Source organism: Caulobacter sp. BE264 (genome assembly GCF_031457805.1).
Lineage (GTDB): Bacteria > Pseudomonadota > Alphaproteobacteria > Caulobacterales > Caulobacteraceae > Caulobacter.
Genome location: NZ_JAVDXI010000004.1, coordinates 339744 through 365190 on the forward strand (window position 1 = coordinate 339744; position 25447 = coordinate 365190).

Consider the following 25447-nt stretch of genomic DNA (forward strand, 5'->3'; position numbering starts at 1 on the left):
CGCCCTCAGGCCGCCTCGACCCCGAACTGCAGACGCGCCAGGCGGGCGTAGAGGCCGCCCCGGGCGAAGAGTTCGGCGTGCGCGCCCTGTTCGACGACGCGGCCCTCTTCCATGACCACGATGCGGTCGGCCTTGAGCACGGTGGCCAGGCGGTGGGCGATGACCAGGGTGGTGCGGCCTTCCATGGCCGTGGCCAGAGCCTGCTGCACCAGCTGTTCGCTCTCGGCGTCGAGGGCGCTGGTGGCTTCGTCCAGCAACAGGATCGGCGCCTCGCGCACCAGGGCGCGGGCGATGGCCAGGCGCTGGCGCTGGCCGCCTGACAGGGTCTTTGCCCGCTCGCCCACCGGGGTGTCGAAGCCTTGCGGCAAGGCCGACAGGAAGCCGGTGGCCTGGGCTGCGTCGGCGGCGGCGCGAACCTCCTCGTCGGTCGCGTCCGGGCGGCCGAAGCGGATGTTGTCCATCGCCGAACCCGAGAACAGCGGCGAGTCCTGGGCCACCAGGGCCATGCGGGCGCGGACCTCGGCAGGTTCGGCGTCGCGCAGGTTCACCCCGTCCAGCAGAATGCAGCCGCTTTGCGGGTCGTAGAAGCGCAGCAGCAGCCGCAGGACGGTGCTCTTGCCCGCCCCCGAGGGACCAACCAGGGCCACGGTCTCACCGGGCTTCACACGCAGGTCGAAACCATTCAGCGCCGGAAGATCAGGACGCCCCGGATAGGCGAAGACCACGTTCTCGAAGGCGATCTCGCCCTGGCCCGGAACCGGCAGGGTCCTGGGCTTCGGCGGCGCGGCGATATCGGGCTTGGCGTTGAGGAGTTCGGAGATGCGGTCCATGGCGCCCGAGGCCTTCTGGACGTCGCCCCAGACCTCGCCAAGAGCGCCGATCGAGCCGGCGGCCATCACCGCCAGCATGGCGAACTGGGCCAGGGTGCCGCCGGTCATCTCGCCGGCCAGCACCAGACGCGCGCCGGTCCAGAGCAGAAGCGTGATCCCGCCAAACGCCAGGGTGATGACCATCGCGGTCATGGTGGCGCGCGTCGTGATCCGGCGGACCGAAGCCTTGTAGGCCGCCTCCACCGCCGCGCCGAACCGCGTCGACGAGGCCGACTCGCGCCCGAAGGCCTGCACGGTCTCCAATGCATCCAGGCTCTCGCCGGCATAGCCCACAGCGTCGGCGAACTTGTCCTGGGCGGTGACGGTCAGCTTGCGCACCCGGCGACCGACCAGGAACATCGGCGCCAGGATCACCGGCACCATCAGCACGATGAAGCCCGCCAGCTTGGGCGAGACCACCGCCATGGCGGTCAGGCCGCCGATCAGGTTCAGGATATTGCGCAGGGCGATCGAGATCGACGCCCCGACCAGTTGCTCGACCAGCGACACGTCGGTCGTCAGCCGCGACAGGACCTCGCCCGTTCGCGTCTTCAGGAAGTAGGGCTGATCCAGGCTCAGCGTATGGCCGTAGAGCTTGCGCCGAAGATCGGCCACCACGCGCTCGCCCAGCCGGGTGATGAAGAAGAACCGCAGGGCCGTGGCCAGGGCCAACACCAGGGCGACCGCGCCCAGGCCGACAAAGGCGCTGTTGATCGCCGCGCCCTGCCCCTTGGAAAAGCCGTGGTCGATGACGTTCTTGAACGCATAGGTCAGACCCAGGGTCGCGCCCGTCGAAAACAGCAGGAAGAAGCCGGCCGCCAGGCCGTCACCCTTGTGGGCGATGACAAACGGCAACAGGTGGGCCAGGGGACGGATGTCCTTGCGACGCGGCCGGCGGGCCCCGGCCTCGGTCATGCCCTGGACCAGTTCGGCTCCCGCGCCGGGGCGACCTTCGACCTTCTGGTCGCCGCTGTTCGCGTCAGTCATCAACAGTCCCTTGCCAAAATCGCGCGGGTTCTTTATAGCCGCGCGTCTTCGAGGGCCACCCCGCGCGTGCGCGGTTTGGCGCTTACCCCATTCTCACTCGCCGGCTTAGTCGGTCTGGATCGCCGCCATGAAACAAGACATTCACCCCGACTACCACTTCATCACCGTCACCCTGACCGACGGTTCGAGCTACAAGACCCGCTCGACCTACGGCAAGGAAGGCGCGAATCTGGCGCTCGACATCGATCCGCGCACCCATCCGGCGTGGACCGGCGGCAACGCCCAGCTGATGGACCGCGGCGGTCGCGTCTCGCGCTTCAACGCCAAGTTCGCTGGTTTCACCGGCAAGAAGGCCTAAGCACCCTTCTCGCCGTAAGGGCGACGAGAGGCCGGCTCCGCGTTTGCGGGCCGGCCTTTTTCGTATCTGGGCCTCGGTCGCGCGGCGGTTTCAGCTTTCTTCGGGATCGTAAAGATCATCGCCGCGATCCCGCATCAGATCGGTCGCGACAAAGTCCATCGCATCCTCGGCGTCCTTGAAGCTGAGCTCCGACACCGTCTGGTTGCGGATCGAAATCCCGGCCTTGTGCGTGCTCTCCGGATCGCCGGTCACCAGGGGGTGCCAAAGCGGCAGGTCCTTGCCCTCGTGCAGCCGCCGATAGGCGCAGGAGGGCGGCATCCACTCCAGATCCTCGATATTATAGGGCGTGAGCTTGATGCAGTCGGGCACCGTCTTCTTGCGGTTCGGATAGTCCTTGCAGCGGCAAAGGCGCTCGTCGAACAGCTGGCAGTGCACCCGCGTGGGGATGATTTCTCCGGTGTCTTCGTCTTCGAAGCGAACTAGGCAGCAAAGGCCGCAGCCATCGCATAGGCTCTCCCACTCGGGGACGGTCATTTCGGCGAGCGTCTTCGTCTGCCAGAAAGGTTTGCGTGGCGTCATGGCGCCGTCCTAAACCCGATTTATCCGGCGACCAAACAGAGCCTGACGCAAACCGTGAACGACTGGACGCTGCCGCCCTACAAGTTCGACGACGGGAAGAACCCCGCAGAGCCGCCGAAGCCCGGTCAGGTCTCGGCGGACAATGGCGTCTCGCATGATCCCTGGGCGCCGCAGGGCCATGATCCGTTCCGTCTGTCAGGCGACACGCCCGCTGCGCCCCCGCCGCCAGAACCGCCGCCGGAAGAGCCCTTCCGCGCCGACCTCAAGCACGCCGCGGCCAAGAAGAAGTCCCGGAAATGGGGATGGATCTGGGGAACGCTGCTGGTCGGCTTCCTCCTCGCGGTCCTGAGCGTCGCCGGCGGAGGGGCCTATGTCTGGTTCAAGTACTTGAAGGACACCCCGCCCCTGCCCTCGCGCGAGGCGCTGTTCGCCGTCAACCGGGCGCCGGGCATCCGGTTCGAGGACCGCAATGGCCAGGTGATCGCAACCCGTGGCCCGCGCTATGGCCAGCGCATCACCCTGGGTTCGGTGCCGAACTATGTGCCGATGGCGTTCCTGGCGGCCGAGGACCGGCGCTTCTATCAACACGGCGCCATCGACCTCCAAGGCATCGCCCGGGCGGCCTGGATCAACTACCGGGCTGGCAAAACCCGCCAAGGCGCCTCGACCCTGACCCAGCAGCTGGCGAAGGGCCTGTTTCTAACCCCTGATCGCGTGGTGAAGCGGAAGCTTCAGGAGATGTTGCTGGCCCATAAGCTGGAGCAGATCCTGACCAAGGATGAAATCCTCGAGCTTTATCTGAACCGCATCTATTTCGGCGCGGGCACCTATGGGGTCGATGGCGCGTCCCAGACCTATTTCGGCAAGCCCGCCAGCCAGCTGACCCTGTCGGAAGCGGCCCTGCTGGCCAGCCTGCCCAAGGCGCCGTCACGTCTGGCGCTGACCCGCGACATGGAGCGCGCCCTGGCCCGCTCGCGCCTGATCCTGGCGAACATGCGCAAGGAGGGCTGGATTACGCCCGAACAGGAAAGCCGCGCCTTGGACGACACGCCTCGCCTGTCGCCGATGGCGATGCAGGACGAGGGCGACTACGGCTGGGTGCTCGACTACGCCACCGCCGAGGCGGTCAAGATCGCCGGCCAGAACGCACCGGACCTCGTGGTGCGCCTGACGATCGACCCCGTGCTCCAGAGCGAGGGCGCCGAGGTTGTGCGCCAGACCATGGCCACCGAGACCACGCGCTCGGGCGCCAGCCAGGCGGCGCTGCTGTCGCTGTCGGCGGACGGCGCCGTTCGCGCCATGGTCGGCGGCACGGACTATTCCGAAAGCCCGTTCAACCGCGCCGTCCAGGCCAAGCGCCAGCCTGGCTCGACCTTCAAGCCGTTCGTCTATGCCGCCGCCGTCGAGAAGGGCGTCTTGCCGACCGACATGCGCGTCGATGAGCCCGTGAAGTTCGGCGACTGGGCGCCGGAGAACTACAGCGGGGGCTATCGTGGCCCCATGACCGTTGAGCAGGCGCTGGTCACATCGATCAATACGGTCGCTGTGAAGCTTGGCCAGGAGGTTGGGGGCCCGGCGATCGGCGATCTTGTCCGCCGCTTCGGCATCACCAGCCTGCCGCCTTCGCCCGATCTGTCGGTGGCCCTGGGCTCCTACGAGGTGAACCTCCTCCAGATCACCTCGGGCTTTCAGGTGTTCCAGCAGGGTGGAATCCGGATCGAGCCCTATGTCATCGAATCGATCACCACCCAGGGCGGCCAGCAGATCTTCCAGCACCAGCCGCCGCAGGGCGAGCGGCGCGTCTACGACGTCGCGCACGCCAGCATGATGGTGAAGATGATGAAGAAGGTCGTCTCCCAGGGCACAGCCCAGCGCGCCGCCTTCGGGCGTCCGGTCGCGGGCAAGACCGGCACCAGTCAGAACTGGCGCGACGCCTGGTTCGTCGGCTTCACGCCCGACTACGTCACCGGAGTCTGGGTCGGCAACGACGACGAAAAGCCGATGAACAAGGTCGTGGGCGGCGATATCCCCGCCAGCATCTGGCGACGCTTCATGATGAGCGCGCATCAGACCCTGGCGGTCCGCGACTTCGACTGGCTGCTGCCCGATCCGGCGCCGCAGAGCGAGCCCGATCCGCGAAACGGCTTCTACGAAACCCTGTCCGCAGAGTTCTCGCGCGCGGCTTCGGAACTGGAACCGACGGCGCCCTTGGCCCCGCCACCAGGTCAGCCCGCGCCGGATAACCTGCCTTACTAGAGACCGACCGGCTTCAGCGCCCGCTCCACCGCCGCCATCGCGTGAAGGGTCGTCGTGTCGAACACCGGAACCAGGCTGTCCGCCTGCGAGACCAGCAGCATGATCTCGGTGCAGCCCAGGATGATCGCCTGCGCGCCTTGCTCGACGAGTCGCGCGATCACAGCCCTGTAAGCCTCGCGCGAGGCGTCCAGCACGCGCCCGGCGACCAGCTCCTCGTAGATGATCCGGTGCACGACGGCGCGGTCGTCCGCATCCGGCGTCAGGACGGAAAGGCCGTGCTTCTTCTCGAGACGCCCCCGATAGAAGTCGTGCTCCATCGTAAAGGCCGTGCCCAGCAGGCCCGCCGTAGAGAGCCCCGCCGTCTTGATCGCCTCGCCGGTCGGATCGGCGATATGCAGCAGCGGGATATGCACCGCCGCCTCGATCTCATCGGCCTCGCGATGCATGGTGTTGGTGCAAAGGACCAGAAAGTCCGCGCCGCCCGCCTCCAGGGCCCGCGCCGCGTCGGCCAGGCGTCGCGACAGCTCGGGCCAGCGCCCAGCGTGCTGCAGTTGCTCGATCTCTGCGAAGTCGAACGACCACATCAGGGTCCGCGCCGAGGCGACCCCACCAAGGCGTTCGCGCACCGCCTCGTTGATCAGCCGATAGTACTGGGCCGAGCTTTCCCAGCTCATCCCGCCGATCAGTCCGATCAGGGCCTGTTCGCTCATCGCGCGCTCCGCGTTACTCACGCAAAGCGCTCTAGCAGGCTCGCGCGCGCTACAGAACCTCTCGCCGCGACAGGTGGATGATCGCCATGATCAAGGCGATCAGGCCAAGGCCGCCGCCGAGAGCCAAAGCTGTCTCGATCCGCCAGGCGTCGCGCGCGAACATGTTCACCGGCATCTGCCAGGGGAAAAACACCCCCTGCTTGGCCGAGGTCGCGACCACGGAGAAGAAGGTCCCGCCGATGCCGAGCGCCAGCGCCGGCACGAAGCTGGCGAACCGCAAGGCGGTCCACAGCTGGATGGCGATCATCAGCGTGGCCGCAGCCATCACCTTGGCCAGCAGCAGTCCATGCTTGGCCAGATCCGGCGTTCCCACCGGCATGACCGCCGGTTTGATCGTCCCCGCCAGGAGGACCGCGCCCCAGGTGAGGAGCAGGTTCAGCACGCTCATCGCTGCGACGAGCCCGACGACACAGAGGGCCTTGGCGGCGTAGAGCTTCCAGCGCGCCACGGGCAGGGCTCGCAGGTGGTCCCAACTGCGCGGGGCGTGCTCCATCTGGGCGACCAGGGCGGTGAGGGCCGTCACGCTCATCGGCAGCATGAAGAAGGCCCACACTGTCCCTGACATCTGCAGGCACATCTCCCACGGCGGGGCCTTCTTGCCGCGTAGCAGATTGAAGAACAGGAAGATGGCGATCAGCGTCGGTGCGGCGATGGCCAGCACGGCCGCCAGCGAGCGATTGAGCTTGCGGACTTCGACGGAGAGGACGGCGAGCATCAGGCGGCCTCGGCTTGCGACGAACGGGATGCGGCGACGTCGCGATAGATGTCTTCGAGAGAGCGGGGTTTGGGTCCCACGGCGAACACCGGCGCGCCGCCGGCGACCAGGACGCGGACCAGCTCGGCCGCAGCCTTGTCGAGGTCCTGGCCAAGACGCAACGCCACGGAAAGACCGCCCTCGAAGGCGACCGGCGAATGGCCGCTGGCTAACAGCGCCTGAACAGCGCGCGCGTCATCGCCCGTCCGCAACAGGATCTCGGGCGCCAGATCGGCCTTCAGTCGGGAAAGCTCGCCCTCAAGGACCAGTCGCCCGTTGTTGACAACACCCACATGGGTCGCGGTCTGCTCGATCTCGCCCAAGAGGTGGCTGGACAGCAGCACCGTGGCGCCGGTCCGCTCGGGCAGACTCTTGAGAAAGCGGCGCATGTCGGCGATGCCGTCGGGGTCGAGGCCGTTGGTCGGCTCGTCCAGCACCAGGATCGGGGGCGCGCCCAGCATGGCTCGCGCCACACCCAGGCGCTGGCGCATGCCCAGCGAGTAGCCGCCAACCTTTCGATTGGCGTCAGCACTCATCTCCACGACCTCCAGCACGCGATCGATCTCGGTGTTGCGCAGGCCAACGAGCGTGGCGGTGAGCCCAAGGTTCTCCCGACCCGTCAGATTGCCGTAGAAGCCGTGCGCCTCCAGCAGCGCGCCGACCTGCCGAGCCGCACCGATGCGATCGCGCGAGACGTCGATCCCGTTGACCCTCACCGCCCCTGCGCTGGGGCGGATCAGGCCCAGGATCATTTTCAAGGTCGTGGTCTTGCCCGCGCCGTTGCGGCCCAGAAAGCCGTAAACCGCCCGCTCGGGGACGGTCATCGACAGATCATCGACGGCCAGGCGCCCGCCAAAACGGCGCGAAAGCCCTTGGGTCTCGATAGCGGCGGGCATCGGCGGCGCTCACGAAATTTAAGTTAGAGATAAAGTTGCGGAGCCGAGATCTTTAAGTCAAGATTAAAGACAAGACAGGTTCCCAACCCCTTCGCCGATCATGAGCCAAACCGAAATCCTCGCCTTCCGCCGCCGATGCCGCCAGTTCCGCTGGCTGGCGATGTTCATGGTGATCAGCGTCGGCCTGCTGATCGCGCTGATGGCCTGGGTGTTCCCGGCGCTGCTGGTGCTGCTCAAGGACGCCCCCTGGCGTCCGAGCGCTATGCTCGCGGCGACGATCTGGAACCTGCCGATTGCGTGCTATCTGTTCGCGGTGTGGACCATCGGCCAGACACTCGGCGAATTGGCCAACGGTCGGCTTATCCAGGCCGCGCTGCCACCCGCCTTGCGTCGGGTCGGGCTGGCCTTGGGCGCTGGAGGCCTGACCAGCGTCTTTGTCGTCACCAACCTGATGCGGTTTCTGGGACAGGCCAAAGGCGGCTATCTGCACTTCGACGTCGCCGGCATGACCCTGGGCATGATCGGCGGGGCGCTATTCCTGCTGGGGCGCGTCATGGACCAGGCCCTGGCGGCGCAGGCTGAACTCGACGAGATGATCTGATGCCCGTTCGCGTCACCCTGGACGCCCTGATCGTGGCCAAGGGCCTGAAGGCGCGCGACCTGGCGGCCGAGGTCGGTCTCAGCGAAACCCAGCTGTCGCTGTTCCGCTCGGGCAAGGTGAAGGGCATCCGCTTCCGCACCCTGGCCCGCCTCTGCGCGGCCCTGGACTGCAAGCCCGGCGACCTTCTGGACTATGACTTCGACGCCGACGACCTGAACGTCCCGGACGAGGCGGACTAGTCGCGCAAGGGCCGCAGCCGGTTGACGTGCCCCATCTTCCGCCCCGGGCGCGCTTCGCCCTTGCCGTAGAGGTGCACGCGGGTCTCGGGTTCGGCGGCCAGCTTCCTCCAGGCGTCGACATCGGCGCCCAGGAGATTGGTCATCTCAACGTGATGATGGGGCTCGGTCGGGCCCAGGGGCCAGCCGGCGACGGCGCGGATATGCTGCTCGAACTGGTCGACCTCGCAGCCGTCCTGGGTCCAGTGGCCGGTGTTATGGACGCGCGGCGCGAATTCGTTGACCAGCAGCTTGCCGCCGGAGAGCTCGAACAGCTCCACGCCGATGACCCCGACATAATCGAGCGCGGTGAGGATCTTGGCTACGATCGACTCGGCCTGGTCGCGGGTTGCCGGCGTGATCTTGGCCGGCGCCACGGTACGCCGAAGGACCCCGCCCTCGTGGTGGTTTTCCGAGACCGGATAGCAGGCGATCTCGCCGTCCCGGCCGCGCGCGGCGATCACCGACAGCTCACGGCCGAAATCGGCGGGCGCTTCCAGGATCGCCGGCTGACGGCCAATTTTGTCGAACGCCGCCTCGGCGTCAGAGACCTTCTGGATCCAGGCCTGCCCCTTGCCGTCGTAGCCTTCGCGACGGGTCTTGAGCAGCGACGGCGCGCCGATCCGGGCCACGGCCTCGGCGAGACTTTGGCTGTCGTTCACCGCAGCGAAGGCCACGGTGGGCACGCCGATCTCGGCCATGAACGTCTTTTCGGCCACGCGGTCCTGAGCGGCGGCCAGCGCCTTGGCGCCCGGCGAGACCATGGCCCCCAGAGCCGTCAGCTCTGACACCGTATCGGCCGGGACGTTCTCGAACTCATAGGTGACGACGTCGCAGGCCTCGGCCAGACGCTTCAGCGCCCAGCGGTCGTCATAGGCGGCCACGATCTGGCGCGCGGCGACGCGGCCCGCCGGGGAGCCCTCTTCCGGGTCCTGGATCACGACGTCAAAGCCCAGGCGCGCGGCGGCCAGGGCCAGCATCCGGCCTAGCTGTCCCCCGCCGAGGACGCCGATGGTGGAACCGGGAACCAGGGGGAACGAAGCCATCTTGATCAGTCCTCGACGCTCTCGGCGACGCTGTCGGTCTGGGCGGCGCGGAAAGCCGCCAATCGCGCCGCCAGGGGGGCGTCGGACAGGGCCAGGATCTGGGCCGCCAGCAGACCGGCGTTCTTGGCGCCCGCCTCGCCGATGGCCAAGGTGGCCACAGGGATTCCGCCCGGCATCTGGACGATCGACAACAGGCTATCAAGCCCTGAGAGCGCTTTTGACTGCACCGGCACGCCGAGCACAGGCAGGTTGGTCATCGAGGCGGCCATGCCCGGCAGGTGCGCCGCGCCGCCGGCGCCCGCGATAATCACCTTGTACCCCGCCTTCTCGGCCCCTGTGGCGAAGTCGAACAGTCGCTGTGGCGTGCGGTGCGCAGAGACCACCTTGGCTTCCCAGGCCACGCCCAGGCTGTCCAGCGCGTCAGCCGCCCCCTTCATGGTCGGCCAGTCCGAGCGGCTGCCCATGATGATGGCGACGGGCGGAATGGTGGCAGGCATCGGCGTCGTCCCTTGAACTCGGCGGCGGCGGATGAAAGCCGCCCCGTATTCGGGCCGCTCCCCGTACGCAACCCCAAAACGACACGAGGTCGCTCAAGCCGGACATCAGACGCGCATTTGGCGCCCAGATCGAACCCCGGCCCTGCGACTCTTCGGCGCCAGGATTGCGTCGAACGCCGTTCCCGTTAACCATGTCACTTAGCTGTGCAATTCGATTCCCCATAAGGCCATGAAGATTTCAGGCGCCCGGACCGAACCCTTCGCCGCCATTCGCAAGCGCGCTTTGGCGCGCGCTGGCGCGCAGGTCGCGGCTCGCGAGGTGTCCGCCCCCGACAGCGCCGCTTTTCTGGGCCTGACCGAGGCGGACCTGACACCAAAGGTTGTCGAGGCGCTGCAAACCCTGATGAGCGAGATCGAGGACCTGCGGAACGAGGTTTCGGTCCTCAAGCTCCGGCTCAACGAGGCCCAAGGCCTCGCCGACATGGATGTCCTGACGCCGGTGCTGAACCGTCGTGCCTTCCTGCGCGAGATGAAGCGGGTGGCCGCTTTCGCCCAGCGCTACGGATCGCCCGCCAGCATCGTTTTCTTCGACCTGGACGGCTTCAAGAGCGTCAATGATCGCTTCGGCCATGCGGCGGGCGACGAGGCCTTGAAGGCCGTCGCCAAACGCCTGCTGGCGAATGTCCGGGAAAGCGACATCGTCGGCCGGATGGGCGGCGACGAGTTCGCGGTGCTTCTGGCGCAAGCCGACAAGGAAACGGCGCTGGCGAAGGCTCAGAGCCTCGCAGAAGCGGTCCGCGCCGTCCCGGTCGAGTTCGGCGAGTGGTCAGCGCCGTTGCACATCTCGTTCGGCGTACGGGAAATCGAGCCTGGCGCGGATCCCGAGGAAGCGCTGGCTGAAGCCGATGCAGCGATGTTCGTGCGCAAACGCAGGACCGCCTAGGCCGACGCCACCCACGGCGCCCAAACTCTGATAACGACAACCAACAGTCGTGCGACCTTATCGCACGGCGACTCGCTCTGCGTGTCCGGGCTAACTAGCTTTACGGTTTGTTAAGCATAAGCGCGAGATTTTGGATCATGCAGCGTATCCTGATCGCCGAAGACGATCCGGTTCTGTCGATGATCTACGAGATCACCCTGACGGAAGCTGGGTTTGACGTCCTGCTCTGCAGTGACGGTCAAGAGGCGTTTGAGGCTCTGAATACGTTCGGACCGGATCTGGTCATCACCGATTTCACCATGCCCCGCATGAGCGGCGGCGAACTGGTCAGCGCGGTGCGCAGAGCCCTGCCCGGCGCGGTCACCCTGATGGCCTCGGCTATCGATCCTCGCCTGCTCAAGGATGACCAGCATGCGGATGCGCGGCTGGAAAAGCCGATCACGCCGGGACGCCTTCTGCAGACGGTGCGCGCGCTGGAAGGCCGGCAAGCGGCGTGACAGAACTTTAAGCTGACCCGAACTCCCTGGCCCCCCTAGGGTGAGCCCAAGGTTCAGGGGAGCTCACTATGATCTGCGGTCGTCCAAAGGCGGCTTTGGCCGGCCTGGCGCTGGCGCTCGCCGGAGCGATGTCCGCCCAGGCGGCGACGCCCAAGCCCAGTGTGAACGTCTATCGTATTGCGCCCGTTCTTGAGACCGGCGCGGTCCGCGCCGTTTCCGTCACCGTGACGTTGCCCGCCGACGCCGACGGCGAGACCCGTTTGCGCCTGCCGACCGAGTGGGGCGGCGGCGAGCGGCTTTGGCGCTTTCTGAGTAGTCCCACCGTGACGGGCGGCCAACTTGCCCAACCCGATGAGAAGACCTGGGTCATCACCTCCAAGCCCCGTGCGCCGCTGACGGTCCGCTATCAGGTCGTCGGCGCCTACGAGGGCCCGCCGCCGCCCGATGGCCCGAACTACGGCCAGCCGATCGTCGAACCCGACGGCTTCTATCTGATCGGCCATACCGTGTTCGTGACCCCCGAGGGGCGGGAAGGCGATCGGGCGAGGTTCGTTTGGGATCCTGCGGGATCTTCCCTGCGACTGGCCACCGACCTTTCGTCGATGATGCGAAAGCCGGCCCCGATCGAACAACTGGGGCCGAGCGTCCTGATCGCCTACCCGGACGTGGTGGAGGCCCGCCGAGACCTCGACGGCGCGCCCCTGACCGTCGCGATGCGCGGGCAGTTCCCCTTCAGCGCCGAGGCTTTCGCGGACATGGCGGCGCGATCGATCAGCGCGGCCCGCGCCTTCTGGGGCGATGGGCGAACGCCTTTCCTCATCACCTTCGCCGCCCTGCCTGCGCCGAAAGGCTGGACCTCTTATCGCGGAACGGGGCTGGACGACGCCTTTGCCGTGATCTCCACCCAGAACACCAAGCTTGAGGACTATCGCCTCTTCCTGACCCACGAATATCTGCACACGTGGAACGGCGAGCGGCTGGGCGGGGCGATCGATGGCGCGCGCGAGCCCGCCGGATACTGGTTCAGCGAGGGCTTCACCGACTACTACGCTCGCCGCCTTGCGCTGCGATCGGGCCTCGTGGACCTGGAGACCTTCGCCGCCGCTTGGAACGAGGCCCTGGAGGCCTATGCGACCTCAGCGGCGATCGACGTGAACAACGACGAGATCGTCGCAAAGTTCTGGAGCGACAGGGCCGTTCAGAAGCTGCCCTACCAACGCGGCGCGCAGGTGGCGGTTTTGATGGAGACCAAGCTCAAGGCCAAGGGCGGCCTCGACCGCATCATGTTGGCCATGCGCGATCAGGCCACGAGCCGAACAGGCGCTAGTCGTATTCCAGCGCCTGAGGCCTTGGTTCCCGTCGCGCGAGGCATCACGGGAGTCGACCTGACGCCCGAGATCGATCGGTTCGTGACCCGAGGCGAACGCATCCTGCTCCCGCCGGACGCCTTCGGCGGCTGCCTGACCGTCGAAACTCTTACGCGGCCAGCGTACTGGCTGGGCCTTGATCTTGCCGAGACCGGCAGGGGGCGGCTGACTGCGGGCGTCGATCCCTCCGGCCCCGCCTACGCTGCGGGTCTGCGGGACGGCATGAAATATCTTGGCCGCCAGGGCGGGAAGACGGGCGACAGCACCGTCGAGATCGGAATCGCGGTGGAAAAGAATGGAAAGCCGGAGGTGATCCGATTCCTGCCACGCGGTCCGGGCCAGGTCACGGTGCAACGGATCAATACGCCCACAGCGTTGACGCCCGAGGCGCGGGTCGCCTGCGTGAAGGCGGTGGCGGGCTAGAGCCTGTTTATTTGGCTGAGATGGCGACATCTCAACCGGACGGTCTTCAGGCGATGATGTCCGGCGTCAGGAGATCTTCCAAACGGCCGATCTCGTCCTTCAGGGCCAGCTTTTTCCGCTTCAGACGCGCGATCTGCAGCATGTCCGGCTGGAAGCGCTCTTCCAGCGCCCGGATCGAGTCATCGAGGTCCTTGTGCTCCTCGCGCAGATCGGCGAGGCGACGTTCGATCGCGATGTCGGTGTCTTCCGACGGATCATCGTCGTTCATGGACGTCATCTCGGTAGGGCCCCTTCAGGGTCATAGATAGCAAAGGCTGACGAGCGGTAAAGGCGCTCAGTCCCGCGTGGCTTCGAGGGCGGAAGCAAGCCTTTCCAACGCGGCGCGGCGCGGCGGATCGCCGGAGGCCTCCGCAGCGGCCACTAGACCGTCCACAAGGCTCGCGGGAGTCATTGGCGGCCCCGCAAGGGCCTCGAGACTCTCCATCAGCACCCGCTCGCCCTGCAACTCCAGGGCCTTCACGGCGTCACGGAAGGCTTCCTTGCCGATCTCGTCGACGGGCGGCCTTGGCGCCTTCAATGCGCGTCGTACGCCGCGCAGGGGCGCGCCAATATCCCGGTCCCAGCCGCGCATTACGCCGGCGGCGATTTTCAAGTCCGCTGACCGCCCCTGCTCGGCCATCCAGGCGGCCCAGAGCAGGTAGGGCACGTTCTGACCGTGAGCGTCCTGCAGGTGCAGGCACGCCTCTGCGACAGGTTGCCGCGCATAGGCGTCCAACGCCCAGTCCCAAAGCCCCTTGGTCGCGCCCATCGCGTTAACCTTCCGACTTGCCGGTGATGGTCTCGAGGTCCTCGCCCCACCGCTTCACGGGTCGCCAGGACAGACCAAAGAGATCAAGCACACGACCCACCGACTGGTCGACCATCTCTTCGATCGAGGCTGGCTTGGCGTAGAACGCCGGCAGCGGCGGAGCGATCACCGCGCCCATCTCGGCCAGGCTGGTCATGGTGCGCAGGTGACCCAGATGGAACGGCGTCTCCCGCACCATCAGCACCAGGGTCCGACGCTCCTTCAAGACCACGTCGGCGGCGCGGGTCAGAAGCGAAGACGTTACGCCCGTTGCGATTTCGCTCATCGTGCGGACCGAACAGGGCGCTATGAGCATGCCCAACGTGCGGAACGAGCCGGACGCGATCGAGGCGCCGACATCTGCGGCGCGATGGACAACGTCGGCCTTGGCGCTGACGTCAGAGACCGACAGACCCGTTTCCTGCGTCAGGGTCAGGGCGGCGGACTTCGACATGACAAGGTGACTCTCGACCCCAAGGTCTCGACAGGCGTCGAGCGCCCGAAGTCCATAGGCCACGCCGGAAGCGCCCGTTATGCCCACCACAAGGCGTGGGCGATCAGCGTTTTTCGAACCGTCCGACATGGTGAATTTTCATCCGTCATGGGAGCAAGCCTCGCCACGTCAAGCGGGGCCGATTGCAATCATATGTGATCTGACAGCGCCGCGCAGCGGGTGTTCACTTTCCTCTCCAACAGCAAGGAGCCGAGAGCCATGGCCATCGAATCCCGTATCCGCGAGCTTGGGTCCCGTCACGAGAACCTCGATCGCAAGATTCAGGAGGAGACCAATCGACCCGGTAGCGACGGAACGGCGCTCAGGGAGCTTAAGCGGCAGAAATTGCGGCTGAAGGAAGAGATCGAGGGCCTTAAGGCTCGAATGCACTAGCTGCTAGAGGCAGCCGAAAAACGAGAGGCCCCGCTCCGACAAGGAACGGGGCCTCTGCTATTTGGGGACGCGCCGAGACTTAGTCCTCGTCTTCCTCGTCCACGTAGCCCGTCGACTGGCCGAACACGTCCTCGGCCTTGATCTCGCCGCGCTTGGCCCGGAAATCTTCTTCCTCTTCCTCGACCTCCGGCTCGAACTGGCCGGCTTCCGAAGCGGGGCGCAGGGTCGGGTCTTCCGGCACGATGCCGCGCTTGGCGTCGTCCTTGGCCTTCTTCTCAGCAGCCTTCTTGACCAGAGCGTCCAGCTCCAGCTGGCCAACCAGACCAAGGGTCACAGGATCGACCGGCTTGATGTTGGCGGCGTTCCAGTGCGTGCGGGCGCGAACCTGCTCGATCGTGGCCTTGGTGGTGCCCAGGATCTTGGAGATCTGGGCGTCGGTCACTTCGGGGTGGTGACGCAGGAACCAAGCGATGGCGTCCGGACGGTCCTGGCGGCGCGACACCGGCGTATAGCGCGGAGCCTTCTTGGCCGGCTTCAGGAGCTCGGCGTGACGGCTGACCTGGGCCTTCATCCGGTAGTCAGGATTGGCCTGAGCGCGGTCCAGTTCCTCGCGGGTCAACTGACCGTTGCCGATCGGATCGGCGCCGCGGATGTCGCGCGCCACTTCGCCGTCGGCGATGCCCCGCACTTCCAGCGGGTGCAGGCCGCAGAAATCGGCGATCTGCTCGAAGCTGAGCGAGGTGTTGTCCACCAACCAGACGGCGGTCGCCTTGGGCATCAGGATGTCGGACATGCGGTCCTCCAGAAATGACGGCGCCCGGCCTTTCGGCCGGGCGGGTTGTTGGTGAACGCTATAATCCGGTTCTCGTGAAAAGGGAACGGGGGACAAGCAGAGATCGCCATCCTACCGCTCAAATCAGCGCGCCCATTACTTCAGACCGTCAGCACCACCTTGCCGACATGCTCGCCGGCCTCAAGGTGAGCGTGAGCCTGCGCGGCTTGGGCAAGCGGGAAGGTTGCGTCGATGATCGGCGTAAGCTTGCCCGCCGCCACCCAGGGCCAGACGACACGCTCGACCTCGGCGGCGAGGCGAGCCTTCTCGTCGGCCGAGCGCGGACGCAGGGTCGAACCCGTGATCACCGCACGCTTCTGCATGATCTTCATCACAGGAACCTCCAGCGTCGAGCCGCCCAGGCTGGCGATGTAGACAATGCGACCGCCAGTGTTCAGGGCGTCGAGGTTCTTCTCGAAATAGCTGGCGCCGACCATGTCGAGGATCACGTCGGCCCCGCCGGCGGCCTTGACCACCTCGGCGAAGTCCTCGGTCTTGGTGTCCACGGCGATGTCGGCGCCCAACGCGAGCGCCTTGGCCTTCTTGTCCGCGCCACGTCCGGTGGCGATCACCTTGGCGCCGGCGGCCTTGGCCATGGCGATTGCGGTTGTTCCGATTCCGGACGTTCCACCGTGAACCAACAGGGTCTCGCCCGCCTTCAGCGCGCCGTGCTCGAAGACATTGGCGAAGACCGTGAACACCGTCTCGGGCAAAGCGGCGGCCTGGAGGAGATCAAGCCCTCCAGGGATCGGCAAGGCGTGGCGGGCGTCGACCACGGCGTACTCAGCGTAGCCTCCGCCGCCCAACAGAGCGCAGACCTTGTCGCCGGTCTTCCAGCGGCCGCCCCCCACAATGACCTCTCCGGCCACTTCCAGGCCCAGCGTCGCTGGCGCGCCGGGCGGCGGCGGGTAGAAGCCCATACGCTGCAGAAGATCGGGGCGGTTCACGCCGGCCGCCGCCACCTTGATCAGGATCTCGCCCGACCCAGGCGTGGGTCGATCCGCGTCGGTGGCGTGCAGCGCCTGAGCCGGTCCCTTGCCGCCGTCGATCGCGATCGCCGTCATCGTCTCGGCCATGCCGGGCTCCTTCGTGGTGCTTGCCTTGTGGCCTAGGTAGGCGTCAGATGTCTGACAGAAAAGGGAGAAAAGCCGATGTTCGAGGAGCCTGCGGAAGCCCGCGCCTTCAGCGGACGCGCTTTGAACGAGACGACCCACGAGGACCTCGAGGTCTACGGCGTCTCGGAATTGGAAGAGCGGATCGCCGCCCTGCAGGCCGAGATCGAACGCACCAAGGCTCAGCTCGCCAAGAAAAAGGCCGGACGAGATGCGGCCAATGCGCTGTTTGGTCGCCTGGACTAACGGTTCTTTTAAGGTTTCGGTGAGGTTACTGGCGGCTTAAGGCGGCCTTCCGCCTTGAGAGTGATGTGGGTCGGTTCGAAGGGGCGGGGTCGCGAAACGGGACGGTTGGCTCTGGCACGGGCGTTGCAGTTCGGTCGCCAAGCGAGACGTCCTCGCGGCCTTTCGAAGGGGCATTGAGTAGCTATGACCGAAGTGAACGCGTTCGCGGACACGCCTTGGCGCGCTGGAGTGATCCAGGATTTCGCGCGATCGGAACTGTTCGACCGGACCTTCGAGGAAGGCATGCAGCTGGTCGAAGAGACCGCGGCCTATCTCGACGGCGCCGGTCGCCATGACAGCAAGGTGCTCTCCCGCAACGCCGCGCTCGGCTACGCCACAGAGAGCATGCGCCTGACCACACGCTTGATGCAGGTGGCCTCGTGGCTTCTAGTGCAACGCGCTGTGCGTGAAGGTGAAATGCCGCCCGAAGCCGCCTGCGCCGAAGCTTATCGACTCGCCGAAGAGGCGCCGACTGACGGCCCCGCGGTCGAAGAGCTGCCCTTTGGCCTGATGAACCTGCTGCAGCGCTCCGAGCGCCTGTACGAGCGCGTCCGTCATCTGGACCGCCGCATGTATGTCGAGTCGCCGAACGAGGAAGCGCCACGCCCCGTGCAAAACCAGCTCGATCGCCTGGCGGCGGCGTTCGGGGGCTAGCCGCGCGTCGACTTCCCGAACCGTATCCGGGCCAGCGCGGAGACCATCTCGCTGGCCAGATCCATCGGCTTGACGCCCGCCTTCCACTTCTCGAAGGCCATGACGTTGTCGATCCGCGCATCCAGATGCGAGAGAGCCGAGACGCGTCCCGACGCCATGTCGACAGCCAGGGTCGAGATCAGGATCCCCGATAGGATCGCCCGCTTGGAGTAGTGGTTTTCGTCGGTGGCGGTGTCGCCGGCCCACCGCCAGATCACATCGGCAGACTCCCATGTCAGCCGCAGGGCCAGGGCCAAGTTGGTCGGAAAGGCCAGGAACGCCGCTAGCGGGCGCAGGGCGTCGGCGTTCTCCTGCGCCGCGTCGAGTCGGGCGACCACGCCCTCGCGGATGCGCTGGCGGATCTTGAGCGCGGCGATATCGAACACCTGCAGACGCGCCAGAGCCGCCGCGTCATGGCGTCGCGACAGCAGGGCGGCGAGGTCTCGCGGCCCCTCTGGAAGCAGCAACTGCCCCTCGGCGTCGGACAGTCCGGCCCCCGCCAACGCGCGACTGACGAGTCCGTTGTTCCAGCCGGCTTTTGGCGCAAGACGCAGGGCCTCATCCAGAACGCGCTGTTCGGCCTGTTCGGCCCAGTTCAAGCCCGCTTGATCGGAAGCTTGGCCGGAGGTGTCGACGGTTTCGCTCATGAATCCGAGTCTACACTGTGGTTTAAGCCGCGTCGCGCATGGACAGCCGCCGTTGGCTCTGCTATCAGCCCCGCCTCATCGCCTGGAAGCACCCCTTCCGGGGCACTGGTTTTATTCGCCCGCCCGGCCCCTCAAGAGGGACTTGGGAATTTTGGTCGGGCTGTCGAATGGAGAGATACCCCTGGTCCAGATTTTCGTCCGCGACAACAACGTCGATCAGGCGCTGAAGGCCCTGAAGAAGAAGATGCAACGCGAAGGCTCGTTCCGCGAAATGAAGCGGCACGTGCACTATGAAAAGCCGTCGGAAAAGCGCGCCCGTCAAAAGGCCGAAGCCGTCCGCCGCGCTCGCAAGCTGGCCCGCAAGCGCGCTCAGCGCGAAGGCCTGCTGCCGATGCCGAAGAAGCCCAGCCGGTAAGGCCACAGCTTCTTCACATCGCTGAAGATTTCAAAGGCCGCGCGGCGATCCGCGCGGCCTTTGTCGTTCTTGGATCCAGGCCGCAGGAGCCCTACCCTGCGCGCTTGCGGGCGATCTGGCCGATCAACGTCTTGAGATCGATCTTCCCCGTCGCCAACGCCCCGACATGGAAGGCACGCGTCGAGAAGGCCACCAGGGCGACTGTGGTCGCCGCCAGCAAAAGCGTCGTTCCAACCACCTGCACGAGCGGCGGGTCACCAGCGATGCGCACGGGCATCAGGAACGGCGTGAACGGCGGAATCCACGACAGGGTCGAAAGAATCGGCGAGTCGGGAGAGCGTATCGCCTGGCTCATGAAGATGATCGGGATCGACATCACCAGAATGATCGGTCCCAGCAAGGTCTGGGCGTCCCGCTGGGTCTCACAGAACGCGCCTATGCCCGCGAACAAGGCCGCGTACATCAGGTAGCCCCCGACCAGATAGACCCCGAAATAGGCTAGCAGACCCTTGCCCAACAGCACCGCGACCAGGTCGCCAGCCAGGCCAGGAGCGAAGTTTATGAGGGCAACCCACCCGGCCATCGCCCAGACACCCATGACCGTCAAGGTCAGCCCGGCGACACCCAGGATCTTGCCGCCCATGATCTCAGGCACAGAAGCCGACGACAGCAAGACCTCGAGGATCTTGCTCGACTTCTCCTCGATCACGCTGTTCAGCAGGATGCTGGCGCCGGTCATCACCATCGACCACAGCAGGAAGCCGGCCGCGAGACCGACATAGGTGGGAAGACGATCGCGCAGCGCGACCTTCGCCCCGGAGGCGGCTTTCGGCGACAAGCTATTGAAGGCGGGCTTGAGGGCGTCGGCTTGGCTCAGGGTCTGCGCCGAAACACCGGCCCGGGCCAGGGCCCGCTCGCGCATGATCTCGCTGACGGTCTGTCGCAGATCGCTCTCCAGAACCGGCGCCGCGAGATTTCGGCTCCATAGGTCCAGGGTGACGTTCGCATCGCGCCCGCTGATGATCAGCACCGAATCCAGACGCTTTTCGGCGACCTCCCGGCGGGCGATCGCGCCAGCCTCGGCGGGGGTCTTTGCGGCAAGGGCCTGAGCCGGAGGCGGCAGCACGATCGCCTCGACCTTGGGCGGCTTGAAGCGCGCGGCGGCTGTCGGACTGAAGCGCGCCAGGGCTTCGCGCCCTGCGGCGTCTCCGCCTTCCTGCTGGGCCTTGCGAACCGCCTCCTGAGCCTCGGGCCCGGCCGATGACAGCGCCGCGGCTCGAAGGGCTCTGGACGTCGCGCGATCCTGGTCCTCGGCCATGGCCTGCGTAATGGCGGGAGCGAAAGACTGTTGGGTCAGGTCGATGATAGCCAGCCGTTCAGGCTTGGCCGACTTCATCATCAGCAAGGGCGCTGACGTGCTGACGCCCATCACCAGGGGCAAGGCGATGATCGACAGCCAGAAGCCCACCGTGCGGACATAGGCCAGATACTCCCGGCGCGCGATCTTCAGCAGGCGGCTCATGCCTGACCTCCCGTCAGCACAATGAACGCGTCATGCAGGCTGGGCTCCTTGAGCTCGAACCGTCGCAACGAGAGATCCCGCGCGAACGCGGCCTTCAGAGCGTCCTGCCCGGTTCCGACTTGGGGCAAGCGCGCGACATGACGCCAACCGCCTTCGTGGAGCGCCTCAGAGGCGACCTCGCCGAGGCCAGGCAAGGCTGCGACCTCATCGGCCGTCAGTTCGCCTTCCAGCACCAGCGCGCGTGGCGCGGCCGACCGCGCGGTGGCGACATCCCCGTCGAAGACCTTCCGCCCCCGCGCCATCAGCACCACCTTGTCGCAAAGGCGCTCAGCGTGCTGCATCACATGTGTGGAGAACAGCACGGTGGCGCCGCGCGCGGCGATCTCGCGGATCATCGTCTCCAGCGCTTGCTGGTTGACCGGGTCCAAGCCGGAGAAGGGCTCGTCGAGCACGACCAGTTCCGGCTCATGCGCCAGGGCCGACAGAAGCTGGACCTTCTGGGCCATGCCCTTGGACAGGTCCTTGATGGGGCGCCTCATCGCAAAGCCCAGACCTTGAGCTTCCAGCAGGGCGACGGCCCGCTTGCGGCCTTCGGACTCGGGCACGCCCTTGAGGCCTGCAAAGAACGCGATCGCGTCGATCGGCGTCATGCGCTTGTAGAGGCCGCGCTCCTCGGGGAGAAAGCCGATCCGTTCGCGCACTCGGGTCGCGTCCAGCGCGCCCAGGACAGATATCCGCCCTGCAGTAGGCGGCAGGAGCCCCAGGATCATGCGGAGCGTGGAGGTTTTCCCGGCGCCGTTCGGCCCCAGGAACCCCGTGATCCGTCCGGCCGGAACCTCAAAGCTGACATCACGCACGGCGTGAAAGTCGTCGTAGGTCTTGCAGACCCCTTCCAGGGTGACGGCGCTGACCATCGGATGGCTCCCCGAATCGCTCCTACGCTATGGTTGTATCAGCCCTTTCCGCGAGCGTCGGCCACGAAGGCGATGGCGCGGACGATGTGGTCGGCGAAGCGTCGTCCGATCAACAGCTGATGGGTCGCGGCCTCGACATGATCGACATAGCCGTGCACGGCGCGACGGGCCGGAGCGGCCTGCATTTCCTTGCGCAGCTCACGGCCCGCGACGGGACCGGCAGTGACCACCGCCATCGGCCACTTGGGATCGAATTGCGGCTGCGCGGCGGCCTGAGCCGAGGCCTCCGCCCACAAGCCCACTTCCTCGGCGGCCGTGCGGTTGTGACGGCCATTGGCGAACGCCCACCCCTTCTCGGCCTTGGCCGCCGGCGGCAGGTCGATCTTGTCGCCCAGACGCGTGTGGATCAGGGGCTTATAAAGCCCGATCGAGGCCCCAAAAGCGGCCCACTTTGACACCCGCGCAAAGGTCTTGATGAAGCCCTGCATCGACGGATTAAGGGCCGCCTCCGGGGTCGCCGCATCGACCATGACAAGGCCCGCAATCTTGTCAGGGTGACGACCCGCGTACTCGCGCAGCCGGAGACCCGCCATCGAATGGCCGACCAGGATGTAGGGTCCAGGCTCGCCAGACGCCGCGACCAGCTTCTCGAAGTCCGAAACGATAGCCAGCCCATCCCGAGGGCTCGGACCTTTGGGGGAGAAACCCATGCCGGCGCGATCATAGGCGCAGGATCGCCAGCCTGCGGCGGTCAAAGCGTCCTGCGCCGCGCCCCAGTCCGCCGCGAAGCCGAAGGCTCCCGCCTCCAGCCACACCACCGGACGGTCGCTGCTGGGCCCTTCGCACACCAGACGCAGCGCGCGTCCAGGCTCGATCTCGACCATCTGGCCGCGAAGCTTGGGCGCGCCTGTCGCGCTCATCAGGCCACCCGCGGCGATGTAAAAGAAAAAGACAAGGGCAAGGCCCGCGACGCCACGACCGACAAGCTGGATCATGGAAACCAATGTAGTGGCGCTTCGCAAACGGTCGAGACCATCGATCGCCGGTTTCGACGTTAAATCGCCGCCTCGGTGGTCGTTGGCGTCGTCGAGGCGGCAGGCGCCGGAACTGCGGCCACGGTTAGGGTGGCCTTGACCCGTCCATTTTTCAGGCGCGCCACCTGGACGTGGCCTTTTGCGCTCTTGGCCACGCCGGGCGGCCAGCGGGACACCGTAGCCTTGTGAACCTTCTTGGACACCCGGCTCGCCGCGCGCAGAGGCAGATCGTCAGCCTCGGCGAAGGTCCGCCCCAGGAAGAAGCTGGGATTGAGGGGTTTGTCGCCCTTGCGGATCTCGAAATGGAGATGGGAGCCCGAGGACCGGCCCGAATTGCCGACAAAGGCGACAGTCTCGCCTTGTCGCAGATACGCACCGCGCTTCACGCCGCGCGCCGGACGCGCAAGATGCGCATACATCGTCGAGAGTCCGCCCTTGTGCATGACCAGCACATAGCGGCCGTAGGTCGGGCTGACGCCCGTCGACTTCACGACTCCCGGGGCCGCCACCTTCACGGCGGCGCCGGCGGGCGCGGCGATGTCGACGCCCTGGTGCAACCGACCGCTCTCCTCCCAAGGCATCTGCCGCAACCCGAACGGGGAGTTGATGACCCGCCCTGGCAGCGGGGCGTCGAACACGAAAGCTGGCGGCGGCGATTGAACCTCGGACTCAGGTTCGGGCGCGGGCTGAGCCGCCGTGACGCTTGCCGGGCTCGCGGGAGCGTCAGCCACCCACTGACCCAAGACAACCGCACCATTCAAAGCGCCCGCCATCGCCGCGACGCCCAGCATCGAGAAGAACGCGACGCGCAAGTGCTGCGGAGATAGCGCCAAGCTCCTAGAGACCAAAACCGCTTCCTCTTCGACGTTCGGTCAGTCGAGAGGACCGCGCCTGGGCGATCTTGCTCTCACACTTGACCTTTCGGGATGGTGAATCGGCGGGGTGTATGGATGCCGCATAAGGCAAAAGCAGGGCGCAGCTTAACCATTTGCAAACCACGCACTCATCGAAACCCAGAGCGACTAGTTCTATACTTGGAAGATTACGAACTTTTTATAATATTAAAGGGCTGTAACTCTCTTAATTACACGTCATGACTGATACGTAACGGGACTTCTCGAAAGGTCGCATGTATCCAATATTCATCGGCGCACGGAACAGCGCCCAACCAGAGGGATACTTCAAATGCGCAAGTTCATCATGAGCCTGACCACCGTCGCCACCCTGAGCCTGGCCGCCGTACCGGTGCTGGGCCTGACGCAAGCCGCCAACGCTGGCGAGCGCGAGCAGAGCGTGACGATCAGCTTCGGTGACCTGAACCTGGCCGACCCGTCGCAAGCCGCTGTCTTCAAGGCCCGTGTCGACAACGCCGGCCAAGACCTCTGCCGGGCGATGCAGCGTAGCGACCAAGGCCTGGACATGACCGTCGGCGCCTGCGTGGCCAAGGTCCGCCGCGAAGCCGCCAACCAGCTGTCCACGCACCAGCGCAAAGCCCTGACCTACGCCGCCCGCGCTCAAGCGGTCGAAGTGGCCGTTAAGTGATCGAGACCACCAACTCCCCCACACCACCCCGCGACAGAGGCCTCAGGTAATCCTGGGGCCTTTGCTTTATTTGGCGGAGCGCATGGGGCGGGGTCAGCAACAGGCGCTGTCCGGCCCGCTCGACAACAACGATGCTCACGAATAGCGTTTGCTTTTCGCCAGCGCCGCAAGATGCCCCTCATCTCCTTCCGAACCTGGACCTCCCCGCGCCTCACCAGCCTGTACGGGGTTGTCGCACTGGCGGTGTTTCTGGGATTCGCGGGACCGTTCGGGTCCTTTCGCTCCCTTGAGCCCCCGCAACGTTACGCCTTCTGGTTCGGCTGCGTAGCCACCGGCTATGCGCTGGCGCTCGCCACCCTGCGGATCCTTCGCCCCGCACCGGCGTTCGCACGCCTGCCCAAGCTCGCCGCCATCGTGCTCGTGGGATCGATCTCGAGCCTGCCCATGATGTTCGTCGTGGCGTGGGCGCTCGGAGCGGTGCTTCCCGGACGGTCGACGCCGCCCGGGCAACTAATGTCCCTCTATCTTTCGGTCGCGTCGGTCCAGCTGGTGATCGCCGGGATCACAGGATGGCCGTTCTTGACCCCGTCAAGAGCGCCGCTGCCTGCGGAGGACCTGAATCTCGAGCGGTTTTTCGAGCGCGTTCCAAGTCGGCTGAGGCGCGATCTTTTGGCCCTCGAGGCGCAGGATCACTATCTCCTGGTTCATACGCGCCGGGGCTCGGCCCTCATTTCCATGCAATTGGGCGAGGCCATGCGAATCCTGCCGCCGCAGCTCGGCTTTCAGGCGCACAGGCGTTGGTGGGTGGCGCGCCAGGAAGTCGCCGGCTTGCGTCGCGAGGGCCACCAGACACTCATCGCCTTGACCGGAGGTCTGACCGTGCCCGTCGGCAGAACCTATCTCGCGGCTGTCCGCTCCAACCTCGTGACGCCCAGCGCCTGAAAGGCGAGGCGGCTCCCTGCCGCCGATGACGTCGCCGTAAATCCGACAACGCGCCAATGACGTTGGCGAATTGGGCGCTTGGCCGGATCGGCAAGCTGACCGAGAGAGCGGCGACCTCGAAGCAGATCCACCGGAGATCCAATGCAAAACCAACTTTTCGCTTGCGGCTTGATACTCGTCACAGCCGCACCCGCCGTAAGCCTTGCCCAAGACGCGACCGTTCTGAAGACCACCTGCGCCGAGCGATCTCTGCGCTCCGCAAGCGCCCCCGCTGGCGAGCCGGACCTGGCCGGGCTCTGGGACGTCTATATGGACGTCGGCGGCGTGCCGAGCTTTGGCCTCCTGTCGGTCGGCCGGCTAGACGGCCGCTACGGCGGAACGCTGACCCCCATGCGGACAGCGCCCGTCGTCCTGCGGAGCCTGACCGTGACGGATCGAAAAGTTCAGCTGATCGTCGGATCGCGCGAAGGCGACGTCGCCTATAACGCCCTGCTCTCCGACGCGGCGGACAGGATGTGTGGGATCGTCACCTACCACGGAGGCCAGCTGTACCCGATGGTGGCGCAACGGCGATCGCCGCCAGCGCCGGCGCCGCGGTGATCCATTATCCACGGAAAAGGCCCCGGCGGTTACACCGGGGCCCTGCCGCTTCAGCGAT

Annotated in this window: 31 protein-coding genes; 14 read left to right on the top strand and 17 right to left on the bottom strand. The window is 66.2% G+C overall.

Annotated features, from left to right (window positions below; all coding sequences use genetic code 11):
- Window positions 1–5 precede the first annotated feature (5 nt).
- A complete protein-coding gene (locus J2X45_RS12225) occupies window positions 6–1859 on the bottom strand; it encodes an ABC transporter ATP-binding protein/permease (protein ID WP_310215040.1) in 1854 nt (617 codons plus the stop codon).
- A gap of 124 nt (window positions 1860–1983) precedes the next feature.
- Between J2X45_RS12225 and rpmE the strand changes: the two genes are divergently transcribed.
- A complete protein-coding gene (gene rpmE / locus J2X45_RS12230; protein WP_004616338.1) occupies window positions 1984–2214 on the top strand; it encodes a 50S ribosomal protein L31 in 231 nt (76 codons plus the stop codon).
- 90 nt (window positions 2215–2304) lie between these two features.
- On the opposite strand, the gene J2X45_RS12235 is transcribed toward rpmE, so the two are convergent.
- Entirely contained in the window at window positions 2305–2793 is a 489-nt protein-coding gene (locus tag J2X45_RS12235) for a YcgN family cysteine cluster protein (protein WP_310215042.1), read from the bottom strand.
- Between the two features lie 54 nt (window positions 2794–2847).
- On the opposite strand from J2X45_RS12235, the gene pbpC reads away from it, so the two are divergent.
- Window positions 2848–5049 (top strand): multimodular transpeptidase-transglycosylase PbpC, encoded by a 2202-nt coding sequence (gene pbpC, locus J2X45_RS12240; RefSeq protein ID WP_310215044.1) that lies wholly within the window; start codon window positions 2848–2850, stop codon window positions 5047–5049.
- On the opposite strand, the gene J2X45_RS12245 is transcribed toward pbpC, so the two are convergent.
- Genes J2X45_RS12245 through J2X45_RS12255 form a run of 3 tightly spaced genes read right to left on the bottom strand, consistent with a single transcriptional unit; the run spans window position 5046 to window position 7469 of the window.
- Window positions 5046–5759: an aspartate/glutamate racemase family protein gene (locus tag J2X45_RS12245; RefSeq protein WP_310215046.1), complete on the bottom strand. Its 714-nt coding sequence runs from the start codon at window positions 5757–5759 to the stop codon at window positions 5046–5048. The two genes, pbpC and J2X45_RS12245, sit on opposite strands and share 4 nt — an antisense overlap.
- Before the next feature lie 49 nt (window positions 5760–5808).
- Window positions 5809–6534: an ABC transporter permease gene (locus J2X45_RS12250; RefSeq protein WP_310215048.1), complete on the bottom strand. Its 726-nt coding sequence runs from the start codon at window positions 6532–6534 to the stop codon at window positions 5809–5811.
- Complete coding sequence (locus J2X45_RS12255; protein WP_310215050.1) at window positions 6534–7469, bottom strand: ABC transporter ATP-binding protein; 936 nt, start codon at window positions 7467–7469, stop codon at window positions 6534–6536. Before J2X45_RS12255 ends, J2X45_RS12250 begins: the two co-directional genes overlap by 1 nt.
- 100 nt (window positions 7470–7569) lie before the next feature.
- Here J2X45_RS12255 and J2X45_RS12260 point away from each other — a divergent pair, with 100 nt between their 5' ends.
- Together J2X45_RS12260 and J2X45_RS12265 are read left to right on the top strand one after the other, a co-directional pair.
- Window positions 7570–8070, top strand: a complete 501-nt coding sequence (locus J2X45_RS12260) for a DUF2975 domain-containing protein (RefSeq protein WP_310215054.1) — start codon at window positions 7570–7572, stop codon at window positions 8068–8070.
- Window positions 8070–8309: a helix-turn-helix transcriptional regulator gene (locus J2X45_RS12265; RefSeq protein ID WP_310215056.1), complete on the top strand. Its 240-nt coding sequence runs from the start codon at window positions 8070–8072 to the stop codon at window positions 8307–8309. The genes J2X45_RS12260 and J2X45_RS12265 overlap by 1 nt, the downstream gene beginning before the upstream one ends.
- Here J2X45_RS12265 and J2X45_RS12270 read toward each other — a convergent pair.
- Entirely contained in the window at window positions 8306–9391 is a 1086-nt protein-coding gene (locus J2X45_RS12270) for a 5-(carboxyamino)imidazole ribonucleotide synthase (RefSeq protein ID WP_310215058.1), read from the bottom strand. The genes J2X45_RS12265 and J2X45_RS12270 overlap by 4 nt on opposite strands.
- A 5-nt stretch (window positions 9392–9396) precedes the next feature.
- The gene (purE, locus tag J2X45_RS12275; protein WP_310215061.1) at window positions 9397–9888 is read right to left on the bottom strand and encodes a 5-(carboxyamino)imidazole ribonucleotide mutase; all 492 of its coding nucleotides are present in this window, start codon (window positions 9886–9888) and stop codon (window positions 9397–9399) included.
- 229 nt (window positions 9889–10117) lie between these two features.
- On the opposite strand from purE, the gene J2X45_RS12280 reads away from it, so the two are divergent.
- The 3 genes from J2X45_RS12280 to J2X45_RS12290 all read left to right on the top strand — a co-directional run bounded on the left by J2X45_RS12280 (window position 10118) and on the right by J2X45_RS12290 (window position 13118).
- Window positions 10118–10831: a GGDEF domain-containing protein gene (locus tag J2X45_RS12280; protein ID WP_310215063.1), complete on the top strand. Its 714-nt coding sequence runs from the start codon at window positions 10118–10120 to the stop codon at window positions 10829–10831.
- 137 nt (window positions 10832–10968) lie between these two features.
- On the top strand, window positions 10969–11328 hold the full coding sequence (locus J2X45_RS12285; protein ID WP_310215065.1) for a response regulator: 360 nt from the start codon (window positions 10969–10971) through the stop codon (window positions 11326–11328).
- Between the two features lie 68 nt (window positions 11329–11396).
- Complete coding sequence (locus tag J2X45_RS12290) at window positions 11397–13118, top strand: M61 family peptidase (RefSeq protein WP_404980061.1); 1722 nt, start codon at window positions 11397–11399, stop codon at window positions 13116–13118.
- Window positions 13119–13164: 46 nt separating this feature from the next.
- Here the strand turns inward: J2X45_RS12290 and J2X45_RS12295 are convergent, their stop codons facing one another.
- Genes J2X45_RS12295 through J2X45_RS12305 form a run of 3 tightly spaced genes read right to left on the bottom strand, consistent with a single transcriptional unit; the run spans window position 13165 to window position 14548 of the window.
- Complete coding sequence (locus tag J2X45_RS12295) at window positions 13165–13395, bottom strand: DUF465 domain-containing protein (protein ID WP_310215066.1); 231 nt, start codon at window positions 13393–13395, stop codon at window positions 13165–13167.
- A 57-nt stretch (window positions 13396–13452) separates the two neighbouring features.
- The gene (locus J2X45_RS12300; RefSeq protein WP_310215069.1) at window positions 13453–13926 is read right to left on the bottom strand and encodes a TIGR02444 family protein; all 474 of its coding nucleotides are present in this window, start codon (window positions 13924–13926) and stop codon (window positions 13453–13455) included.
- A gap of 4 nt (window positions 13927–13930) precedes the next feature.
- On the bottom strand, window positions 13931–14548 hold the full coding sequence (locus J2X45_RS12305) for a UbiX family flavin prenyltransferase (RefSeq protein ID WP_310215071.1): 618 nt from the start codon (window positions 14546–14548) through the stop codon (window positions 13931–13933).
- Between the two features lie 129 nt (window positions 14549–14677).
- On the opposite strand from J2X45_RS12305, the gene J2X45_RS12310 reads away from it, so the two are divergent.
- Window positions 14678–14851 carry a YdcH family protein gene (locus J2X45_RS12310; RefSeq protein ID WP_062098180.1) on the top strand — a complete coding sequence of 58 codons (174 nt, stop codon included), beginning with the start codon at window positions 14678–14680 and terminating at the stop codon, window positions 14849–14851.
- Window positions 14852–14930: 79 nt separating this feature from the next.
- On the opposite strand, the gene J2X45_RS12315 is transcribed toward J2X45_RS12310, so the two are convergent.
- Window positions 14931–15644, bottom strand: a complete 714-nt coding sequence (locus J2X45_RS12315) for a DUF1013 domain-containing protein (RefSeq protein ID WP_310215073.1) — start codon at window positions 15642–15644, stop codon at window positions 14931–14933.
- A 140-nt stretch (window positions 15645–15784) separates the two neighbouring features.
- Window positions 15785–16759 (bottom strand): NAD(P)H-quinone oxidoreductase, encoded by a 975-nt coding sequence (locus tag J2X45_RS12320; protein WP_310215075.1) that lies wholly within the window; start codon window positions 16757–16759, stop codon window positions 15785–15787.
- 75 nt (window positions 16760–16834) lie between these two features.
- On the opposite strand from J2X45_RS12320, the gene J2X45_RS12325 reads away from it, so the two are divergent.
- Together J2X45_RS12325 and rcdA are read left to right on the top strand one after the other, a co-directional pair.
- The gene (locus J2X45_RS12325; RefSeq protein ID WP_310215078.1) at window positions 16835–17041 is read left to right on the top strand and encodes a DUF1192 family protein; all 207 of its coding nucleotides are present in this window, start codon (window positions 16835–16837) and stop codon (window positions 17039–17041) included.
- Between the two features lie 183 nt (window positions 17042–17224).
- Entirely contained in the window at window positions 17225–17734 is a 510-nt protein-coding gene (gene rcdA / locus J2X45_RS12330) for a protease adaptor protein RcdA (RefSeq protein WP_310215081.1), read from the top strand.
- Here the strand turns inward: rcdA and J2X45_RS12335 are convergent.
- The gene (locus J2X45_RS12335) at window positions 17731–18420 is read right to left on the bottom strand and encodes a COQ9 family protein (RefSeq protein ID WP_310215084.1); all 690 of its coding nucleotides are present in this window, start codon (window positions 18418–18420) and stop codon (window positions 17731–17733) included. The two genes, rcdA and J2X45_RS12335, sit on opposite strands and share 4 nt — an antisense overlap.
- 181 nt (window positions 18421–18601) lie before the next feature.
- Between J2X45_RS12335 and rpsU the strand changes: the two genes are divergently transcribed.
- The gene (gene rpsU / locus J2X45_RS12340) at window positions 18602–18835 is read left to right on the top strand and encodes a 30S ribosomal protein S21 (protein WP_096053900.1); all 234 of its coding nucleotides are present in this window, start codon (window positions 18602–18604) and stop codon (window positions 18833–18835) included.
- 91 nt (window positions 18836–18926) lie between these two features.
- Here rpsU and J2X45_RS12345 read toward each other — a convergent pair whose 3' ends face one another.
- The 4 genes from J2X45_RS12345 to J2X45_RS12360 are packed head-to-tail and all read right to left on the bottom strand — an operon-like array spanning window position 18927 to window position 23096.
- A complete protein-coding gene (locus J2X45_RS12345; protein WP_310215086.1) occupies window positions 18927–20357 on the bottom strand; it encodes an ABC transporter permease in 1431 nt (476 codons plus the stop codon).
- A complete protein-coding gene (locus J2X45_RS12350) occupies window positions 20354–21271 on the bottom strand; it encodes an ABC transporter ATP-binding protein (RefSeq protein ID WP_310215087.1) in 918 nt (305 codons plus the stop codon). Before J2X45_RS12350 ends, J2X45_RS12345 begins: the two co-directional genes overlap by 4 nt.
- Window positions 21272–21309: 38 nt before the next feature.
- Window positions 21310–22266 carry an alpha/beta fold hydrolase gene (locus tag J2X45_RS12355; protein WP_310215090.1) on the bottom strand — a complete coding sequence of 319 codons (957 nt, stop codon included), beginning with the start codon at window positions 22264–22266 and terminating at the stop codon, window positions 21310–21312.
- A gap of 59 nt (window positions 22267–22325) precedes the next feature.
- Entirely contained in the window at window positions 22326–23096 is a 771-nt protein-coding gene (locus J2X45_RS12360; RefSeq protein WP_310215312.1) for a M23 family metallopeptidase, read from the bottom strand.
- Between the two features lie 394 nt (window positions 23097–23490).
- Here J2X45_RS12360 and J2X45_RS12365 point away from each other — a divergent pair, with 394 nt between their 5' ends.
- The 3 genes from J2X45_RS12365 to J2X45_RS12375 all read left to right on the top strand — a co-directional run bounded on the left by J2X45_RS12365 (window position 23491) and on the right by J2X45_RS12375 (window position 25389).
- Window positions 23491–23847 carry a UrcA family protein gene (locus tag J2X45_RS12365; protein ID WP_310215093.1) on the top strand — a complete coding sequence of 119 codons (357 nt, stop codon included), beginning with the start codon at window positions 23491–23493 and terminating at the stop codon, window positions 23845–23847.
- A gap of 171 nt (window positions 23848–24018) precedes the next feature.
- Window positions 24019–24789: a LytTR family DNA-binding domain-containing protein gene (locus J2X45_RS12370; protein WP_310215096.1), complete on the top strand. Its 771-nt coding sequence runs from the start codon at window positions 24019–24021 to the stop codon at window positions 24787–24789.
- A 141-nt stretch (window positions 24790–24930) separates the two neighbouring features.
- Complete coding sequence (locus J2X45_RS12375; RefSeq protein WP_310215099.1) at window positions 24931–25389, top strand: hypothetical protein; 459 nt, start codon at window positions 24931–24933, stop codon at window positions 25387–25389.
- Window positions 25390–25447: the final 58 nt, after the last annotated feature.

What these genes read in the sequence shown, in the direction of transcription:
- J2X45_RS12335 (WP_310215084.1), bottom strand. Translation starts at nt 18,420, where the DNA reads ATGAGCGAAACCGTCGACACCTCCGGCCAAGCTTCCGATCAAGCGGGC.
- J2X45_RS12255 (WP_310215050.1), bottom strand. Translation starts at nt 7,469, where the DNA reads ATGCCCGCCGCTATCGAGACCCAAGGGCTTTCGCGCCGTTTTGGCGGG.
- J2X45_RS12235 (WP_310215042.1), bottom strand. Translation starts at nt 2,793, where the DNA reads ATGACGCCACGCAAACCTTTCTGGCAGACGAAGACGCTCGCCGAAATG.
- J2X45_RS12360 (WP_310215312.1), bottom strand. Translation starts at nt 23,096, where the DNA reads ATGCTGGGCGTCGCGGCGATGGCGGGCGCTTTGAATGGTGCGGTTGTC.
- J2X45_RS12350 (WP_310215087.1), bottom strand. Translation starts at nt 21,271, where the DNA reads ATGGTCAGCGCCGTCACCCTGGAAGGGGTCTGCAAGACCTACGACGAC.
- J2X45_RS12250 (WP_310215048.1), bottom strand. Translation starts at nt 6,534, where the DNA reads ATGCTCGCCGTCCTCTCCGTCGAAGTCCGCAAGCTCAATCGCTCGCTG.
- J2X45_RS12265 (WP_310215056.1), top strand. Translation starts at nt 8,070, where the DNA reads ATGCCCGTTCGCGTCACCCTGGACGCCCTGATCGTGGCCAAGGGCCTG.
- J2X45_RS12305 (WP_310215071.1), bottom strand. Translation starts at nt 14,548, where the DNA reads ATGTCGGACGGTTCGAAAAACGCTGATCGCCCACGCCTTGTGGTGGGC.
- rpmE (WP_004616338.1), top strand. Translation starts at nt 1,984, where the DNA reads ATGAAACAAGACATTCACCCCGACTACCACTTCATCACCGTCACCCTG.
- J2X45_RS12325 (WP_310215078.1), top strand. Translation starts at nt 16,835, where the DNA reads ATGTTCGAGGAGCCTGCGGAAGCCCGCGCCTTCAGCGGACGCGCTTTG.
- J2X45_RS12370 (WP_310215096.1), top strand. Translation starts at nt 24,019, where the DNA reads ATGCCCCTCATCTCCTTCCGAACCTGGACCTCCCCGCGCCTCACCAGC.
- J2X45_RS12245 (WP_310215046.1), bottom strand. Translation starts at nt 5,759, where the DNA reads ATGAGCGAACAGGCCCTGATCGGACTGATCGGCGGGATGAGCTGGGAA.
- J2X45_RS12310 (WP_062098180.1), top strand. Translation starts at nt 14,678, where the DNA reads ATGGCCATCGAATCCCGTATCCGCGAGCTTGGGTCCCGTCACGAGAAC.
- J2X45_RS12365 (WP_310215093.1), top strand. Translation starts at nt 23,491, where the DNA reads ATGCGCAAGTTCATCATGAGCCTGACCACCGTCGCCACCCTGAGCCTG.
- J2X45_RS12300 (WP_310215069.1), bottom strand. Translation starts at nt 13,926, where the DNA reads ATGGGCGCGACCAAGGGGCTTTGGGACTGGGCGTTGGACGCCTATGCG.
- J2X45_RS12260 (WP_310215054.1), top strand. Translation starts at nt 7,570, where the DNA reads ATGAGCCAAACCGAAATCCTCGCCTTCCGCCGCCGATGCCGCCAGTTC.
- J2X45_RS12355 (WP_310215090.1), bottom strand. Translation starts at nt 22,266, where the DNA reads ATGATCCAGCTTGTCGGTCGTGGCGTCGCGGGCCTTGCCCTTGTCTTT.
- J2X45_RS12290 (WP_404980061.1), top strand. Translation starts at nt 11,397, where the DNA reads ATGATCTGCGGTCGTCCAAAGGCGGCTTTGGCCGGCCTGGCGCTGGCG.
- J2X45_RS12295 (WP_310215066.1), bottom strand. Translation starts at nt 13,395, where the DNA reads ATGACGTCCATGAACGACGATGATCCGTCGGAAGACACCGACATCGCG.
- rcdA (WP_310215081.1), top strand. Translation starts at nt 17,225, where the DNA reads ATGACCGAAGTGAACGCGTTCGCGGACACGCCTTGGCGCGCTGGAGTG.
- J2X45_RS12345 (WP_310215086.1), bottom strand. Translation starts at nt 20,357, where the DNA reads ATGAGCCGCCTGCTGAAGATCGCGCGCCGGGAGTATCTGGCCTATGTC.
- J2X45_RS12270 (WP_310215058.1), bottom strand. Translation starts at nt 9,391, where the DNA reads ATGGCTTCGTTCCCCCTGGTTCCCGGTTCCACCATCGGCGTCCTCGGC.
- J2X45_RS12320 (WP_310215075.1), bottom strand. Translation starts at nt 16,759, where the DNA reads ATGGCCGAGACGATGACGGCGATCGCGATCGACGGCGGCAAGGGACCG.
- purE (WP_310215061.1), bottom strand. Translation starts at nt 9,888, where the DNA reads ATGCCTGCCACCATTCCGCCCGTCGCCATCATCATGGGCAGCCGCTCG.
- J2X45_RS12315 (WP_310215073.1), bottom strand. Translation starts at nt 15,644, where the DNA reads ATGTCCGACATCCTGATGCCCAAGGCGACCGCCGTCTGGTTGGTGGAC.
- J2X45_RS12280 (WP_310215063.1), top strand. Translation starts at nt 10,118, where the DNA reads ATGAAGATTTCAGGCGCCCGGACCGAACCCTTCGCCGCCATTCGCAAG.
- J2X45_RS12375 (WP_310215099.1), top strand. Translation starts at nt 24,931, where the DNA reads ATGCAAAACCAACTTTTCGCTTGCGGCTTGATACTCGTCACAGCCGCA.
- J2X45_RS12285 (WP_310215065.1), top strand. Translation starts at nt 10,969, where the DNA reads ATGCAGCGTATCCTGATCGCCGAAGACGATCCGGTTCTGTCGATGATC.